The sequence below is a fragment of the Neisseria sp. HMSC065C04 genome (assembly GCF_001815375.1).
GTDB classification, from domain to species: Bacteria; Pseudomonadota; Gammaproteobacteria; order Burkholderiales; family Neisseriaceae; genus Neisseria; species Neisseria flavescens_D.
Genome location: NZ_KV820419.1, coordinates 153,860 through 171,148 on the forward strand (window position 1 = coordinate 153,860; position 17,289 = coordinate 171,148).

General features: G+C 51.1%; 9 protein-coding genes. 5 read left to right on the forward strand and 4 right to left on the reverse strand.

Going from position 1 to position 17,289, the window contains the following annotated elements:
- The first annotated feature begins 78 nt into the window (after positions 1-78).
- Together mutS and HMPREF3022_RS07515 are read left to right on the forward strand one after the other, a co-directional pair.
- The gene (mutS, locus tag HMPREF3022_RS07510; protein ID WP_070765391.1) at positions 79-2,679 is read left to right on the forward strand and encodes a DNA mismatch repair protein MutS; all 2,601 of its coding nucleotides are present in this window, start codon (positions 79-81) and stop codon (positions 2,677-2,679) included.
- A gap of 37 nt (positions 2,680-2,716) precedes the next feature.
- Positions 2,717-3,568 carry a DUF5672 family protein gene (locus HMPREF3022_RS07515; protein WP_070765392.1) on the forward strand — a complete coding sequence of 284 codons (852 nt, stop codon included), beginning with the start codon at positions 2,717-2,719 and terminating at the stop codon, positions 3,566-3,568.
- Positions 3,569-3,611: 43 nt separating this feature from the next.
- Here HMPREF3022_RS07515 and HMPREF3022_RS07520 read toward each other — a convergent pair whose 3' ends face one another.
- Positions 3,612-4,445, reverse strand: coding sequence for a DUF4198 domain-containing protein (locus HMPREF3022_RS07520; RefSeq protein ID WP_070765393.1), 834 nt, complete (start codon positions 4,443-4,445; stop codon positions 3,612-3,614).
- 252 nt (positions 4,446-4,697) lie between these two features.
- On the opposite strand from HMPREF3022_RS07520, the gene HMPREF3022_RS07525 reads away from it, so the two are divergent.
- The 3 genes from HMPREF3022_RS07525 (at position 4,698) to HMPREF3022_RS07535 (ending at position 7,724) form a co-directional block, all read left to right on the forward strand.
- Complete coding sequence (locus HMPREF3022_RS07525; RefSeq protein ID WP_192832390.1) at positions 4,698-5,741, forward strand: sulfate ABC transporter substrate-binding protein; 1,044 nt, start codon at positions 4,698-4,700, stop codon at positions 5,739-5,741.
- Between the two features lie 77 nt (positions 5,742-5,818).
- Entirely contained in the window at positions 5,819-6,877 is a 1,059-nt protein-coding gene (gene dinB / locus HMPREF3022_RS07530) for a DNA polymerase IV (RefSeq protein ID WP_049333441.1), read from the forward strand.
- A gap of 115 nt (positions 6,878-6,992) precedes the next feature.
- Positions 6,993-7,724 carry a phosphoadenylyl-sulfate reductase gene (locus tag HMPREF3022_RS07535; RefSeq protein ID WP_070765394.1) on the forward strand — a complete coding sequence of 244 codons (732 nt, stop codon included), beginning with the start codon at positions 6,993-6,995 and terminating at the stop codon, positions 7,722-7,724.
- 58 nt (positions 7,725-7,782) lie between these two features.
- Here the strand turns inward: HMPREF3022_RS07535 and recB are convergent, their stop codons facing one another.
- From recB to HMPREF3022_RS07550, 3 genes are all read right to left on the reverse strand, one after another.
- Positions 7,783-11,439, reverse strand: a complete 3,657-nt coding sequence (gene recB, locus HMPREF3022_RS07540; protein WP_070765395.1) for an exodeoxyribonuclease V subunit beta — start codon at positions 11,437-11,439, stop codon at positions 7,783-7,785.
- Positions 11,440-11,583: 144 nt separating this feature from the next.
- A complete protein-coding gene (locus HMPREF3022_RS07545; protein ID WP_070765396.1) occupies positions 11,584-15,342 on the reverse strand; it encodes a hemagglutinin repeat-containing protein in 3,759 nt (1,252 codons plus the stop codon).
- A 254-nt stretch (positions 15,343-15,596) separates the two neighbouring features.
- Positions 15,597-17,264, reverse strand: coding sequence for a ShlB/FhaC/HecB family hemolysin secretion/activation protein (locus HMPREF3022_RS07550; protein WP_049333432.1), 1,668 nt, complete (start codon positions 17,262-17,264; stop codon positions 15,597-15,599).
- Positions 17,265-17,289: the final 25 nt, after the last annotated feature.

The window sequence follows — 17,289 nt, forward strand, 5'->3', positions numbered from 1 at the left end:
CTGTTAAAGGCCGTCTGAAACCTGTTTTTCAGACGGCCTTTTGTTACAATAACGCTTTTGCGTTTCTAAGGCTTTTCCATGTCCAAACCCACCGTTTCCCCGATGATGCAGCAGTATCTCGCCATCAAATCGCAACACGCCGACAAGCTGGTGTTTTACCGCATGGGCGATTTTTACGAGTTGTTTTTGGATGACGCAGTGGAGGCGGCAAAGCTGTTGGACATCACCCTGACCACGCGCGGGCAGATGGACGGCGTACCGATTAAGATGGCGGGCGTGCCGTTTCATGCGGCGGAGCAGTATCTGGCGCGACTGGTGAAGATGGGCAAAAGCGTGGCGGTGTGCGAGCAGGTGGGCGAAGTCGGCACGGGCAAAGGGCCGGTGGAGCGCAAAGTCGTGCGCATTGTGACGCCCGGCACACTGACCGACGCGGCGTTTTTGGAAGACAAGGAAACCAACCGCATCGCGGCGGTGAACGCGGATAAAAAACACGTCGCCATCGCGTGGGCATCTTTGCAAAGCGGCGAATTCAAAACCAAGCTGACGACGGCGGACAAACTCGCCGACGAGCTGGCGCGTTTGCAGGCGGCGGAAATCCTGTTGCCCGAAGGCAAAAGCCTGCCTGACGGTTTTCATGCAACTTCTGCCAACATCACGCGCCTGAACTCGTGGCAGTTTGCCGCCGATGCAGGCGCGAAATTGTTGACCGAATACTTCGGCTGCCAAGACCTGCACGGCTTCGGTTTGGACGGCAAGGAACACGAAGCCGCCGTCGGCGCGGCGGGCGCGCTGCTGAACTACATCCGCCTGACGCAAAACCTGATGCCGCAACACTTAGACGGCATTTCGCTCGAAACCGACAGCCAATATATCGGCATGGACGCCGCCACGCGCCGCAATCTCGAAATCACGCAAACCCTCTCCGGCAAAAAATCGCCGACCCTGTTTTCCATACTCGACGGCTGCGCCACCCACATGGGCAGCCGCCTCTTGGCACTCTGGCTGCACCACCCCTTACGCAGCCGCGCCCACATCCGCGCCCGCCAAGAAGCCGTTGCCGCGCTGGGTTCGCAATACGAAACCCTGCAAGGCCGTCTGAAAAACATCGCGGACATCGAACGCATCGCCGCCCGCATCGCCGTCGGCAACGCCCGCCCGCGCGACCTTGCCGCCTTGCGCGACAGCCTGTTTGCCCTGAATGAAATCGAACTGTCCGCCGAGGGCAGCAGTCTCTTAGAAACCCTCAAAGCCGTTTTCCCCGAAACCCTGCCCGTCGCCGAAACCCTCAAAGCCGCCGTGATGCCCGAACCCGCCGTCTGGCTCAAAGACGGCGGCGTCATCAACCAAGGCTATTGCGCAGAACTCGACGAGTTGCGCCACATCCAAAACCACGGCGACGAATTCCTGCTCGACCTCGAAGCGCGCGAACGCGAACGCACCGGCCTCTCCACCCTCAAAGTCGAGTTCAACCGCGTCCACGGCTTCTACATCGAGCTTTCCAAAGTCCAGGCCGGACAAGCCCCCGCCGACTACCAACGCCGCCAGACCCTGAAAAACGCTGAACGCTTCATCACCCCCGAACTCAAAACCTTCGAAGATAAGGTCCTGACCGCGCAAGAGCAGGCATTGGCATTGGAAAAACGCCTGTTTGAAGCCCTGCTGAAAGAAGTTCAGACGGCCTTGCCGCAGCTTCAAAAAGCAGCCAAAGCCGCCGCTGCACTCGACGTACTTTCTACGTTTGCCGCGATTGCGGCCGAACGCGGCTTCGTCTGCCCCGAGTTTGCCGACTATCCGGTCATACATATCGAAAACGGCCGCCATCCCGTCGTTGAGCAACAAGTGCGCCACTTCACCGCCAACCACACCCGACTCGACCACAAACACCGTCTCATGCTCCTGACCGGCCCCAACATGGGCGGTAAATCCACTTACATGCGCCAAGTCGCCCACATCGTTCTCATGGCGCACACCGGCAGCTTCGTGCCTGCCGATTCAGCCCAAATCGGCCCCATCGACCAAATCTTTACCCGTATCGGCGCATCGGACGACCTAGCTTCCAACCGCTCCACCTTTATGGTCGAAATGAGCGAAACCGCCTACATCCTCCACCACGCCACCGAGCAATCCCTCGTCCTCATGGACGAAGTCGGTCGCGGAACTTCGACTTTTGACGGCCTCGCCCTTGCCCAAGCCATCGCCGAACATTTGCTGCAAAAAAACAAATCCTTCAGCCTCTTTGCCACCCACTATTTCGAGCTGACCAAATTGCCCGAAGCCCACGCAACGGCAGTCAATATGCACCTCTCCGCGCTTGAGCAAGGGCAGGACATTGTCTTCCTCCACCACATCGAGCCAGGCCCTGCCAGCAAAAGCTACGGTATCGCCGTTGCCAAACTCGCAGGCCTGCCCAACCGCGCTTTGAAAGCGGCTCAAAAGCATTTAAACGATTTGGAAAACCAAGCCGCCGCCAACCGTCCACAGTTGGATATTTTCAGCGCGATGCGGTCTGAAAATAGGGAAGATGAGGAAGGGAAAGAACAAGAAATTGAACCTGTCGATAATTTGCAGACCAATGAATTGGCTGAGGCGTTAGTGCAAATTCAGCCAGACAACCTCACGCCGCGCGAAGCCTTGGATGCCTTGTATCGTTTGAAAGATATCTGCAACAAGGCGTCGTAAATAACTTAAAGGCCGTCTGAAACAGGGGAAATATATAATGAGTTTTACTGATATTACCGTGGTTGGTATTACCGGCGCAGATTCTTATACCGAGGGCACGATGTATGCCATTATCCGCAGCTGTGCCGAATTGCCCGGCAGCCGTGGATTGCTGATCAGCCCGAGCTGTCCGCAAGGTTTGCCGAAAAATATCCGACATCAGCTTTGCCGGCCATTCGGTTATCTGGAATACAATCTGTTTGTTTTGTACCAACTGATGTATTACATCGAAACCGATTATTGTTTGATTGTTCAAAATGACGGCTGGGTGTTAAACGGTCAAAACTGGCAGGATGCCTATCGGGAATATGATTATATCGGCGCACCTTTGCCGATTTTGTTGGAAACCGAAGCAGACGGGCAGTTTTTCCTGAAGGGAACCGACCAATATTTGGCCAAACAGCATCTGATTCAGAACTCCCCGAATTTGGACGAGCCACAGAACGGTGGTTTCAGCCTGCGCAGCAAGCGGCTTTTAACCATGCCGCGACAGCTGGGCTTAAATGTAGAAATCCAGCCGCCTTTGCCGCCGGAAGACGGAAAAATTGCCGGTATGGAATGGCTGGTGCGTCTGCACCACGAAGATATGTTTTTGACGGCGCAACACCGTTATAGATTGCAGGACTTGGGTTTGAAATTCGCGCCTCCGAATATTGCTACACAATTTTCTTCAGAAGTACCGTTTATCAATCGAATGAGGAATGTCCCTTTAGAGCGCGTCTTTGGGGCGCACTGGATGGGAAGTGTGGTCTTGACCAGCTGCAACCGTATCCGTTTTACCCAATTAAATGGTGATGAGTTGGAAACATTCTCCCGTTTTTTTAGAAATTTGGGTTATGAATTAGAATAAATGAAGGCCGTCTGAAAGTTCAGACGGCCTTTTTTAATGGTTGTTAATGATGATGGTGGGCATGGCGTGCGGCTGCGCGTTTGGTACCAACAGGCACAATCAGCGTTGCGTAAGTATTGTCTTTCTGACATACGCTTTTATCGCCGTAATCGGTCTCGTTCACGACTTTGATTTTCCACAAACCGTCAATCAGCGTAATCACATTGACCACGCCGTTTTTATCGGTTTTGCCGGAGAAGCCTTGAGGTTCGCGGTGGTCATGGGTCGATTCCAAGTCCATTTCCGCCAAAGTGTCCGAGCTGGCGGTAACGGTGGCTTTAACCAAAGGCTCGCCTTTGTACAGGACTTTGACCGGCAAAATACCGCCGGCTTTGACTTCGTTCGGATTTTTCAGCGGAACCAGTTCCAGCTCTTGGCCGATAGGGCGGGTCAATACCGCTTCATCAACTGCGCCGTTGCCCACTTGGACGAAACTCTTGCCGAACATTTGCGATTGTTCGCAATAGGTGGCACCGGCCAGCTGTTTCAAGGTTTGCTGTTTCCAGCCGTCTTGGTTTTTCGACCAGAAAGTCGGTTTGTAGGTTGCGCTGACCCAGTAGGAGCCTTCAGGCAGGGCGGCTTTGGAAACGTATTGATAGTTTTCGCCTTTATTTACCAAATCAACGGTTTTCTTTGAGCTACCGGTCAATTGCAGCGGTTTGAAAATATGTACGCGGTCGTCGGCGATTTTTTCGACATTGGGGAAGTCATGGCTGTAACCCAAATCCGCATGCAGGATTTGGCCGGCAGGCTGATGTGTCGGTGCAGCCACCCAAACATCGTGCGCCTGCGCCACTGCGCCCAATCCCAGCAATCCTAAAAGCATCCATTGTTTCATCGTTTCTACACTCCATCTTTCTATTATTGAACAAAACGCCTAATGATTCGGCGAATACGAACGGTACTCTTTTTTATTAACTTTGTAAATAATATGGTTTAGATTTTATAGTTATAAGTAATTATTTTTTGATTTCAGACGGCCTTAGTTTATATAACCAAAACTGATAAACCCAAAAGCAAACATTATTTCCCGTTTGCCTCCGATCCCGATAAAGTATCGCCATACTTTTAATAGGAGCCGACCATGAATATCCGTACCCTTTCTTTTGCCGCATTGACCGCCGCGCTGGCGTTGAGTGCCTGCTCTCCCAAAAACGAACAATCTGCCGACAATGCAGCTTCCGCAGGCAAGGGCGGTAATGTGAAGCTGTTGAACGTCTCTTATGATGTCGCACGAGATTTTTATAAAGAATACAATCCTTTGTTTGTTAAAGAATATGCTGCGAAAAACGGCGGTGCAACGGTTGAAGTCCAACAGTCGCACGGTGGCTCCAGCAAGCAGGCTTTGGCTGTCGCCAATGGTTTGGCTGCCGATGTGGTGACCATGAACCAGACTTCCGATATCGAGCTTTTGGTGAAAAAAGGTTTGGTCAAAGCCGATTGGAACACCCGTCTGCCGGACAATGCCGTGCCTTATACCAGTAACGTCGTTTTCTTGGTACGCAAAGGCAATCCAAAACACATCCAAGACTGGGGCGATTTGGCCAAAGACGGCGTGCAAATCGTTTTGGCGAACCCGAAAACCACCGGCAACGGCCGCTACGCCTTTTTGGGTGCGTATGGTTATGGTTTGAAAGTGAATAACGGCGATGAAGGCAAAACCAAAGATTTTGTGGCCGCATTGCTGAAAAACACGCCTGTATTTGAAAACGGCGGTCGCGCGGCAACGACGACCTTCAGTCAACGCAATATCGGCGATGTCTTGGTTACCTTTGAAAATGAGGCCAACTACGTCAGCAAAAAGCTGACCCAAGACCAGTTTGAAATCGTCTATCCGAGCTACACCATTCTTTCCGAAGCACCGGTTGCCGTCGTGGACAGCGTAGTCGACAAAAAAGGCACACGCTCCGCTGCCGAAGCCTATCTGCAAAACCTCTGGAGCGAACCGGCTCAAGAGTTGGCCGCCAATCTTTATCTGCGTCCGCGCAATACCGAAGTGTTGGCCAAACACAAAGCCGACTTCCCCGATATTGAAACCTTCAATCCGAATGAGAAGTTCGGCGCTTGGTCGGACATCATGAAAAAATTCTTTGCCGACGGCGGATTGTTTGATCAGCTTTCCGGTAAAAAATAAGGTTTGAACATAGAGGCCGTCTGAAATTTCAGACGGCCTTTTGTTACAATAAGCCTTTTCCTTATCCACCTTTTCCCATGTCCCAACGCAAAATCATCCATATCGATATGGACGCATTCTACGCTTCGGTAGAACTGCGCGAGCAGCCGCATTTGAAAGGGCTGCCCGTCGTTGTGGCATGGGACGGTGCGCGCTCGGTCATTTGTGCCGCGTCTTATGAAGCGCGCAAATTCGGTTTGCACTCGGCCATGTCGGTGGCGACGGCAAAAAGGCTGTGTCCGCAGGCGGTGTTTGTGCCGCCGCATTTCGATTTGTATCGCCAAGTGTCGGCGCAGATTCATGCCGTGTTTCGGCGTTATACCGATTTGATCGAGCCTTTGTCTTTGGACGAAGCCTATTTGGATGTTACCCGAAATTTTAAAAATATCCCGTACGCCAGCGAGGTGGCCAAACGCATTCGCGCCGAAATTTTTGAAGAAACCGGTTTGACGGCCTCTGCAGGCATCGCGCCCAATAAGTTTTTGGCCAAAATCGCTTCCGACTGGCGCAAGCCAAACGGACAGTTTGTATTGCCGCCACCCAAAATCATGGCGTTTTTGGAGAGCTTGCCGTTGGGTAAGATTCCCGGTGTCGGCAAAGTTACGCTGAAAAAAATGAACGCCCTCGGTATGCAGACTGCCGGCGATTTGCACCGTTTTGAGCGCGGCGAACTTTTAAACCATTTCGGCCGCTACGGCTACCGCCTTTATGATTTGGCACGCGGTATCGACGAGCGGCCGGTCAAAGCCGAACGCGAACGCCTGCAAATCTCAACCGAAATCACTTTGCCCGAAGATTTGTCTTTAGAGCAGGCTTCCAGCCATTTGCCGCACCTTGCCGAAGACCTTTGGCGGCAGATTGAGCGCAAAAACGTCGAAGCCAAAGGCGTTACCCTCAAACTCAAAACCCACGATTTCCGCATTATTACGCGTTCGCTGACGTATTCTTCCGTCCTGCCCGACAGTGCCTCGCTGCTTCAGGCGGCGCATACTTTGCTGCAACGCATACCGCCGCAACGCGAAGACGCCTTCCGCCTGATCGGCATCGGTGTGAGTCATTTGCTGCCGAAAAACCAGCAGCAGACGCTTTGGTTATAAAGAAATAGAAAAGCATTCTTTCCGTTTGAAGATAGGGCGCAGGACAATATCGTTCCATAACCATATCGGCAGCCGTTTCAACAGGCCGTCTGAAAATTATTAGGAACAACCAGCCATGTCTTTATTCCGTCCTCAATTTTGGAAAATCCCTGAAACCAATGATGCCGAACGCCACCGCCTGCTTGAGTTGGCGGCCGCTTTGGAGCACCGTTTGCAAGACATTGCCGCGCGCTATCCGCAAGCCGTGTTCGCATCCAGCCTTGCGGTTGAAGATATGGTCATTACCGATGCCGTTTGCCGTCTGAAACTGCCCATCCGCATCATTACGCTCAATACGGGCAAACTCAATCCCGAGACCGCCGCGCTGATTGCCGAAACCAATGCGCGTTATCAAACCGAATTGGAAGTGTTTTATCCCAACCGGCAAACCGCCGATGAATTTGAAGCGGAATTCGGCTCAACCGCCATGTACGACAGCGTCGAGTTGCGCCGCCGTTGCTGCCATATCCGCAAAATCGAACCGCTCAACCGCGCTTTGCACAACGCGCCTGCCTGGCTGACCGGACAACGCCGCAGCCAGTCCGAAACGCGCAGCGAATTGAATTTTGAAGAGCGGGATACAGGCCGCAACATCGCCAAATTCAATCCTATTTTCGATTGGGAAGAGCAGGACGTTTGGGCATATGCGCACGAGCACCAAGTTCCACTTAATGCGCTGTATCATCAGGGCTATCCCAGTATCGGGTGCGAACCTTGCACGCGTCCGGTCAAGCTGGGCGAAAATATCCGCGCCGGACGATGGTGGTGGGAAAGCAAAGACAGTAAGGAATGCGGTTTGCACAAATAATCAAAGGCCGTCTGAAAACGTTTCAGACGGCCTTTTTGATATTTTAACAATTGATTTATCAGGAATTTATTTTCCGCTCAACGAAAGTGGAAAGCAGGGCGGTATCGATGTCCCATTTCCAGATTCCTTGATCCGAGCCGTCCATGCCGCGCAGGAAGAGGTAGCGGATGGCGATTTTGGGTAAGGGCTTGCCGCGCAGGGCGTAGTAGCGCGCGATGGCAACGGCGTAGATCAGGGCTTGCAGGTAGTAGTGATGATGCGCCACGGCTTCGTTCATCGCCTGTTGCGTGTAGGCGCTTGCATTGTTGCCCAAATGGTTGGATTTGTAGTCGATTAAAACGACATGGCCGTCTGAATCTTGGCAAACCATATCGATAAAACCGTTTAAATAGCCTTGTAAATCATGGAAATCAAGCAGTTGCGCGGCTTGGACGCATTCGGGCGGCAGGTTTGCTTCGCTTGAGGCAAACCAACGGCGCAAGTCGTCCAGTTTGAAATCGTCCATGTACAGGGTGAACCCCATTTCGGGCAGGCGTCGGGTCGGCGGAATCTGCGACAGGCTTTCACTGATTAAAGGCGTCAGGCGGCAGGTGTCGAGCATGGCGCTTACCGTCGGCAGCCATTTGTCTTCAAAGCTGTGGCGTTGCAACACTTCGGCAATCATTTCGGATTGGCTCTCGGCAGAGGCGGCGAAGTCGAGTTTTTCCAACATTTCATGCAAACATACGCCGGCATTGGTGCCGCGGGGGAAATGATGGATATCGAGGCCGTCTGAAAGCGGGGACGGCAGGTTTTCAGACGGCATGGCACGGTCTGCGCTTTCTGCCGGATCGATGGCAGGTTGCAAAGGCTCGTGTTGCTCATCGGTTGACTTGGTATGCCTGCTCAAACCGGTAAAGCTGGTGTGGCGGATAAAGTCAAAATCGCGGCGTTTAATGCTATGTGCACTCAAGGCTTGGTCTTGCTGGCGGCTGTATTGGTAGACGGTTTCCGGCGGGGCTTCTTCCGTGAAGGTGAATTCCGTATTTTCGGGCGCGTTTGTGATGAAACGTTGCCAGTTGGTTTTGAGCATTTCTACAACATCTGTCGCGCTTTGATAGCTTTGGCTGACGCTTTCGCGGCCGGCCTCTGGCAAACCTTCGAGCAGATAGGCAAAAGGATTGTTCGGCGTACAGTTTTTGTTGGCGGCGGCGTAGATGTTGAGCTGTTCTTCGGCGCGGGTAAGGGCGACATAAAGCAGGCGTAAATCTTCCGCCGTCTTTTCGTCGGCAAGGTGGCTTAGTTCTGCTTCCGAGGTTTGCGATTTTGCCAGCAGCTCGGTTTCGTGGTTTTCGGTATGTAGGATTTTCCAGTTTTCTTTGGAATTGTCTTTGGTATCCCACGCGAAGGGGCAGTAAACCAAAGGATATTGCAAACCTTTCGACGCGTGCATGGTAACGATTTTGACCAGTTTCTCGTCGCTTTCAAGACGGATGGTCTGCGCGTCTGACGGGAAATGGCCGCTGCGCGCGCGGCTGATTTGCTCGTTTAACCATTTATGTAGGGCGGCAGGGTTGCGGCTTTGGCTGTCTTCTTCGGCCAACAGCTCCAAAATTTGGTAGTAATTGGTCAGGCTGCGTTCGTTGCCGCCCTTGAGCAGGCGTGTTTCGATGTCATGTCGGGCGGCAAACTGCTGCACGGCGGCAAAAATGCCGCCTTTCCGCCATTTTTCCATGGCCTCGGCTGATGACTCCAGCCATTTGAGCAGCTGATGTTCGTTGTGGTTGAGTTCGTAAATCTCTTTGGCGGTATAGCCGAACAAAACGCCGGTCAAGACAAAGCGCAGCCAGTCGGTTTGCCTTGGGTTAAGCCAAAAGCCGATCAGCGCGGACAGCGAGTCTGCCTCGGCGGAATCGAAAACGGACTGGCGCGACAGCAACACGCTTTGGATACGGCGCTGTTTCAGTTTTCCGGCAATCATCGCCGCTTCGTTGTTGGTGCGGACCAAAACGGCAATGTCGCCGGATTCCAACGCGCGGCCTTTGAAATTCAGACGGCCTTCGGCTGCTTCATTGAGCGTAAAGGCAATTTCATCGGCGCAATATTCGGCGGCACGGCCGCGCAAAATCTCTTTGCCGGTTTGATCGTCCGTATTGAGCCAGCGTACTTGGATGGCAGGACGGTGTGGCGCCAGCCGGCTTTCGGCGCGGCTGGCGGAGACCTCGCTGTAATCGATGTTTTCCAATACAAAGGGGTGTTTTTTTTGTTTGAACAAAGCGCTGATGCCGTTGATCAGCTTGGCATGGCTGCGGTAGTTGACGGCGAGGGTGTAATGCCTGTCCGCATCTTGCGCGGCTTGCAGATAGGCGTAAATGTCCGCACCGCGAAAGCTGTAGATCGCCTGTTTGGGGTCGCCAACGAGAAACAGCGGGCAGCCTTGTTCGATAAAAATTTGGCGGAAAATTTCGTACTGCAACGGGTCGGTATCTTGGAATTCGTCAATCAGCGCGATTTCCCAGTTTGCCGCCGCCGCTTTTGCCAATGCGTTGCCGTGTTCATTGGTGGTCAATGCCTGATGGACATCCAGCAGCAAATCATCAAACACGCGCTCGCGGCGTGATTTTTTTTGTTCGGCAATGGATTGGTTGATGTAGGAAAGTAGGTCGAGTTGCAGGCAGATGAAGACTGCTTCTTCCGCGCTTTTCATTGCCTGCAAATCACGACCAAGATTAGCCAAGGCTTGCAGCTGAATAATTTCCAGCGCATCGGCATCGGCTTTATATTCTTTTTTCAGTTTGCTGTTGAGCGTGTCGATATTGAAGAGGCTTAATTTTTCCAGCGTTTGTTTGCTTAGGCGGGGCAGACGGTTGGATTCGGCATTTGTTTTTAAATCGGTAAAAACATTTTCAAAGGTTTTTCTTTTGTAGGTTTGGCCGTTAAGTTTGGGAAAAATTGCCCAAAACGCTTTTTCCAAGTCTTCCAATTGGCCGCAAATTTTTTCCCATGTTTCTTGAAGCTTGGCTTGGGCTTCTTGCAAATCGCCTTCAGGCCGTCTGAATTTCAGATAGGGGCGGCCGGTGTAGCTTTTGATTTCGGCAAGCATTTCTTCGGGCGTGCATTTCCGGTCAAAAACCAATTGTGCCAATGTGGTATCGGTTGCCACTTTCTGCCGCCAAAAGTCCTGCGCTGGAATCAGCAGCCTTTCGCGCGAGTCGTCCGACAGCTCGACATCCAAAGGTGCGCCGCACAAAAACGCGTAATCGCGCAAGACGCGCTGACAGAAGCCGTGTATGGTGTAAATCGATGCGTTGTCAAACTGGCTCAGCGCGGCTTTGAGGCGGAGAATCAGGCGATGGCAGCTTTCCTGTCCGTTTTGCTCACCTAAAGCCAAAGGAATCAAGCGATTGAGAAAGTCATCGGGGGATTTTTTCTCTTTTTCGTAATATTTGTTCAGGCCGTCTGAAATATGTTCTGGCTTGCCGCCCAGGGTTTGGATTTCGTTCAAAACCTGCAACACTTCGTCTAAACGCGCGCGCAAACGGGTTTTCAGTTCTGCTGTCGCCGCTTTGGTAAAGGTAACGACCAGAATTTTCTCGATGTCTTTTTTTTCTAAAACAATCAGTCGGGTAAAGAGCGCGGCAATGCCGTAGGTTTTACCCGTACCGGCGGAGGCTTCGATGAGGTTGGTGCCGTCGATGGAAAGGGTGAGCGCGTCAAAAGGAAGGGCGGAAGACATGGTTGGAACGGAATAATATTAGCGAGGCATTATCATAACAGAGATAGTGTGTGGTTTTGCATCGATGATAAAAATGCCGTCTGAAAACTTTCTGTTTTCAGACGGCATGTCTTAATGGCTATTCAATGACTTCAATAGCGCATCTTAGTAACGCAAACGGCGTTTGGCGTAGCTTGGTTGGCGAGGACGATAGGTATAACGGTTCGCCGCAGAAGCTTTAGTGTTGTCATAGTAGTGCACAACATTATTACCGTTGATGGCCGTATTGTTGACGCTCAAACCGGTTGGAGAGCCGGTAGTAATAACAACATTGTCGCTTTGGATGACGTTTGCCGTATTGGTTACGTTGGCGTCGTTTTTACCTTTGGCGTTGATGCCGCCGTTTGGTTTGCCTGAAGCGTAGCTGCCGTTGACATTGACGGTCAGATTTTTTTCGTTAACGCTGCTGATCGCGCCGGAAGTATTGACTTTGTTGCCTTCTACTTCAACGGAGTTGTTGGATACCAAGTTGGTACCGTGCAGGTTGACGTCGCCGTTGTTGGCATTGATTTTAATATCGTTACCGGCCGCTACATTCGCGCCTGCGGCGGTAGAAGAAGCGTTATCGGTTTTGTTGACGCCGACAGAGCCGTTGACGTGAGGAACGGCCACACCGGTTTCAACATTGATTGTCGCACCAGCGCCGATACCGACATTAACGGCTGTACCTTGGTTGGAGGCAGTATTGGCTGACTCGGTGAAGGTTACGCCGTTGCCTGCGGTAATGTTGACGTTGTTGTTGGCAGTAATGTTGGATGCGATTACAGCAGAGTCTTTGGCGTTGATGACAACATTGGCCGCATTCATATCGCCTTTGACGGCGGTAGATTCTTTTTTGTTTTCATCAGCGTAGTTGACGTTCAGGTTGGCATTCACATCAACGTTTGAACCGTCTTTGGTGTATGCGCCGACAGTCAAAGACGCGCCGCCTTGTTTGCTGCTGCTGTTGCTGGTGTTGTGGGCGGCAGTGTTGTGGTATGAACCTGCGTCAATGTTGATCGCACCGGTTACATCGTATTTTGTACCTTCATCAGACACTTTGTCATTTGCCAAAACGATGGCATTGCCTGCGTTGATGGTGGTGACGGTTGCAGTGGATTCATTGTGGGTCGAAGAGTTGCCTTGACCTTGCGCAGTGATTTCACCGCCGATGCCTTTGTTGGTGCTGATGCCGGCAGAAACGACCAAACCGCCGCCGTTTTGTTTCACATCGGATTTCGCGCTGCTGTGTGCCGCCGCATGGGTAACGTTTTTGGCAGACTCAATCACATTGCCGGTCGCATTAATCACGGTACCTTCTTGATTAATATTGCCGTTGGCAGTGATGGTGGTGTTGCCGCCGGTGTTGATGTTGGATACATGAGATGTGTCCGTTACGGTCGTTGCATCTGTTTTGGTGCTGGTAATGCCGACAGATACGCCGACGCCTGCGGCATTATTTTTTCCGTATGCGGTGGCAGATACGCCCAAATCGGTTACGCGGCCGGATTCGGTTACAGTGCTGCTGCCTTTGGATGCAACAATATTGACGTCATTGGCTGCGGAAATGTTGACGGATTCTTCGCCGTTGACTTGGCTGCCGCTGACGGTAATGTTTGAGTTGGAAGACAACTGGGTGTTTTTACCGGTCAAAATGCTGCCGTTCAGGCCGACAGAATGGGTATCGGTATGGGTATCGGTGAATTTGATACCGGCTTTGGCAGTCACGCTGCCGTTTTCTTTATTGGTTTCGGTGCCAGAGTAACCTTTGATGGAATACTCGTTGACCTGTTTGTTTTCTACCGCTTTGGCAGCATCAATGGTCAAATCGCCTGCGGAAGAAAGTTGCAGTTTTTGTGCCGCAAACAATGCAGAACCGATCACATTGATGTCTTTGTTGGAAACAACGGTCAGGTCGGCATTGGAAACCAAGGTAGAACCGGTTACTTTTTCAATGCTGCTGTTGCTGCTGGTTTTAGAGGTAGTGATATTGAAAATCGTACCTTTACGCGCGCTTTGTGCGGAAGTATCGGTGCTGGTGGCGTTTTTAATATCGACATTGCCTGCTTTGGAGCTGACGAATGTACCGGCTTGGCCTTCAACGGTACTGCCGTAAACGTTGACGCCGTTTTTTGCACCCAAAACTACGTTTGAGTTGGCAGTAATGCTGCTGCCGTGCAGGTTTTCGGTACGGTTGTTTTGAACTTGGCTTTCACCGCCGAACAGGCCGCCCCAGTATTTTTTCTGGTCGTCGAGGCTGTTGGTGTTGATGGTGGTTTGAGTACCCAAGTTGATGTTGTTGACATCGGTAACGACATTGCCGTTTGCCGCAATGCTTGCGCCGTAAGTGCTCAAATCGCCTTCGGAAATCAAACCGATATCACCGGCTGCGGAGATTTTGGTTTGATGGGCGGTAGAGTTTTTGGAAGATTTTGTAGCGATACCGGTTTTCAGGGCAGCAGTTTCATTTTTGAAGCTGACATAAGTCGAGCTGCTGTCGGTTTCGCTGTTGCTGCTTAATACGATTCCTTGTTGGGCGGCAATGCGTGCATCAGCAGCCGAGTTCAGTTCGGTCGCATCCAATTGAACTTTGCCGGTGGTGGCAATATTGACAGAACCGGCATTGATTTTGGTTTGATGCAGGCTTTCGTCAGCAGAGGAGCTCAGGTTGTTGTTGTACCAAAGGCCTTTGCTTTGAGTGTGGTCGGATTCTGTACGGTTGGTGGTTTTTACCGCGTTAGAATTGATATTGCCTGTGGCAGAAGCAGTCAGCGCGCCGGCATTGATGTTGGCCGCGCTCAGGTTGAGGCTGCCGCTATTGTTCAAAGTCAATGACTCGGATGCATTGATATTGCTGGCGGTAAAGGTTTCCGTTTTGTTGCGGTCAGAACGGAAGTGCTGAACATTTTGCGCTTCTTTGCCGCTGGAAGATTTGTTGGCGGAATGGCTGGTAACCGTGCCTTTGATGTCGGTATCGCGGGCAAACAGTTCCATTTGTGCGCCGGTCAGATTGGCAGACTGGATGCTCAGGTTGCCTTTGCTGTCGATATTCAGGTAGCGGGTGCCGGTAATGGTAGCATTTTGAATGTTTTGTTTGGCGCGTTTGTCGGTCGCGTGGATACGGATGGTACCGGCGCGCATACTGCCGAAGATATGGCCGTCAAGCACCGGCGCATTTGAAGCAGCGTCCAATGCTTCGATTTGCGCGGTTTTGTAGTCGAAGTTGCTTTTGCCTGAAGAAACGTTGATGGCATCGGCAGCATTAACGTTGGCTGATTTGCCGACAACCACTTGCGGCGCGAGCAGGTCAACTACGCGGTTGCCGCTCAAATTGCCGTTTACTTGCAGTTGTTTGCCATTGTCGCTGATATTGAAAGATTTCAACGTGCCGTCTGAAACGGTTGGCGTACCGACAACCAAGGATGTGCGGTTGGCATTCAGGATGCTGCCGCCGTTGTGGGTAATGCCGTTAGGGTTTGCCAAAACATAGTCTGCGGCAATACCGAAGATCTCTTGCTGACCCAAGATCAGGGAAGGGTTTTTGCTGACCACTTCATTCAAGATCACAGATGCAGCCTGACCTTGGAAGTTTTTGTTGGCAGACAGGTTTCCAGCCAGTTGGGATTTACCGGCAGACAGGGCGTTATTCAAAACGGCACCGTGTTGGGAAACGTTGTACTTGTTATATTGGTTGTGAGAAAGACCTTGGGCCGTCGGTGCGGCAATGTTGACGATGTCAACATTGTGTTGCTGCTGTACCGAAGTTTGGCCGATGGCTTCGATATTGGCCGCTACCGCTGCATTTCCCAGGAATGCAAAGCACACGGCGACAGTTACTTTGCCGGAAGCTGAGAGCTTAGGCTGATATAAAGTGTCGATTTTCATGGATTTTAATCCTTATTTATCGTGATGGAGATTGAATCAGAAATCCCATATCGGGTATGGGATTTCTGCTGAGGAAATTTTGAATGTATTAACATTGTTATAAAATTTTTTACAATCATACCACCAGTAAGGCCTTGTGTGCACTATTTCAAATGCAAATATAAACCACCCATCTTATTGATATTAATGAAAAATTAATAATGTTAAGATGGGCGGTTTATATATTGGATAAAAGGATATATATTTACATAACTTTAAAATGGAATGCGTAAAGAAACAGTCACATGATCCTGTTTTTCGCTGTTTGATTGGTTGGGCATGCGTGCAAAACCTTTGCCATAGTCGGCAGAAAGCTGCCATTTGTCCGCCTTGCCTAAATTTAAACCTGCAACCACACCCATGGCACGTTGCGAACCTTCGTTATTGTTTTTGGCAACGCCAATGTCCGCGCCTAGATAAGGCTCGATATAGATGCCGTGGGGCGTATTGCGGCGGAAATAAACAGTATTGCTTAACAGGACTGCGCTGTTTGCGCTCAAAGAAGTTGAACGGAAACCGCGTACATTTTGATAACCGACGATGTCCATTTCTTTGGTGGCAAACAAATCATGCGGGCTATATTGGGCATCGATTTGGTGATGGTTGCGCACGATCCATTTACCCAATGGGCGGTTTTGAATCAAATTGCTTTGCAAGGATACAGAGGTATAGCGCTTGTCGAACGGCGTATGTTCGGTATTTTTCGCAAACCCTTGTTCCACGCCGATATTGTTGAGCCAAATACCGTTTGGCAGGATGGTTGTATGCGACAGGCCGACTTGTGCCGAATAGATTTCCGGGCTTTGCAGTTCCAGTTTGCTGTCGGCAAATTTTGCAGTCTGTTTCACATAATCGATGCCGGCATAGGCGGAGGTAATGTGTTTTTGACTGCGTGAAAATACGCGGTCCGCTTTGATTCCTGCCGCTTTGGATTTGGAGCGGTAGGCATAGCGCGTTACGCTGGGCGTTAAGATGCTTTGCGATTGCGACGCGACGGCGTAAGTGCTGAATGTCCATGCGCCATAAGGTACTTGGTAGAACATACTGCCGCCGCGACTGTAATGGCTGTCGTGGTTGTTTAGATTGGTATAGCCGTTTAAATAAAGGGAGTCGCTCAATCCCAACGGGCTGCCGATATTCAGGCTGCTGCGCAGTGTCGTGGTATTGGGTTTGCTGCCTTTATTGTCGATGGTGACGCTGCCGCCCCAATGTTTTTGGGCATCGTTGTTGAGTTGGATGGAGGCGGTGCCGTCATCATGCGGATAAACATCGATGCTGACGTTGTTGCCGGCAACATGGTTTGCCTGTTCGATACCTTGGTCGAGGTATTGGATGTTTAGCGGTTTGCCTTGATGATTGGGGAAAAGGGTGTCGACGTTGACCGTACGGGAGCCGCCGGTAATCTCACGGATTTTGCCTTCGATGACTGTCAATTTCAGGATGCGTTCAGTCGTGGTTTCAAATTTGATTTGCGTGTGCGGATAGCCTTGAGCGATATACTCGGCAACGATGTCCCGGTTCAGTTGGTTGATGCTGTTTTGATTGACGCATTTGGGGAGCTTGGCTTCAATCTTTTTGGAATCGATGAGTGTAATGCCGGAAAGCTCAATACCCGTGTAATCCAAGCATTCGGTATTGTTTTCAGACGGCCCTTCTTGTGCAACCGCGTCGTTATCTTGTTTTTTCTGTAAATCCCATGCCGACTGCTCGCGTTTTTGGATTTCGACCGAATGAATCTGATCGAGATTGTCGCGGAAGTCTTTGTCGAATTGGTTGGGTACGTTTTTATCGGTTTGATCAGGCGGATTCGGCGTATTGGCCGCATAGGCGTTCAGTGCGGAGAGAATCAATACGGGTAGAGGAAGAAGGCGGGATTTATACATGGTGTCGTAATTTTATAGGGATAAT

Excerpts from the sequence above, each read along its gene's own strand:
- mutS (WP_070765391.1), top strand. The coding sequence starts at position 79 with ATGTCCAAACCCACCGTTTCCCCGATGATGCAGCAGTATCTCGCCATC.
- HMPREF3022_RS07515 (WP_070765392.1), top strand. The coding sequence starts at position 2,717 with ATGAGTTTTACTGATATTACCGTGGTTGGTATTACCGGCGCAGATTCT.
- HMPREF3022_RS07520 (WP_070765393.1), bottom strand. The coding sequence starts at position 4,445 with ATGAAACAATGGATGCTTTTAGGATTGCTGGGATTGGGCGCAGTGGCG.
- dinB (WP_049333441.1), top strand. The coding sequence starts at position 5,819 with ATGTCCCAACGCAAAATCATCCATATCGATATGGACGCATTCTACGCT.
- HMPREF3022_RS07535 (WP_070765394.1), top strand. The coding sequence starts at position 6,993 with ATGTCTTTATTCCGTCCTCAATTTTGGAAAATCCCTGAAACCAATGAT.
- recB (WP_070765395.1), bottom strand. The coding sequence starts at position 11,439 with ATGTCTTCCGCCCTTCCTTTTGACGCGCTCACCCTTTCCATCGACGGC.
- HMPREF3022_RS07545 (WP_070765396.1), bottom strand. The coding sequence starts at position 15,342 with ATGAAAATCGACACTTTATATCAGCCTAAGCTCTCAGCTTCCGGCAAA.
- HMPREF3022_RS07550 (WP_049333432.1), bottom strand. The coding sequence starts at position 17,264 with ATGTATAAATCCCGCCTTCTTCCTCTACCCGTATTGATTCTCTCCGCA.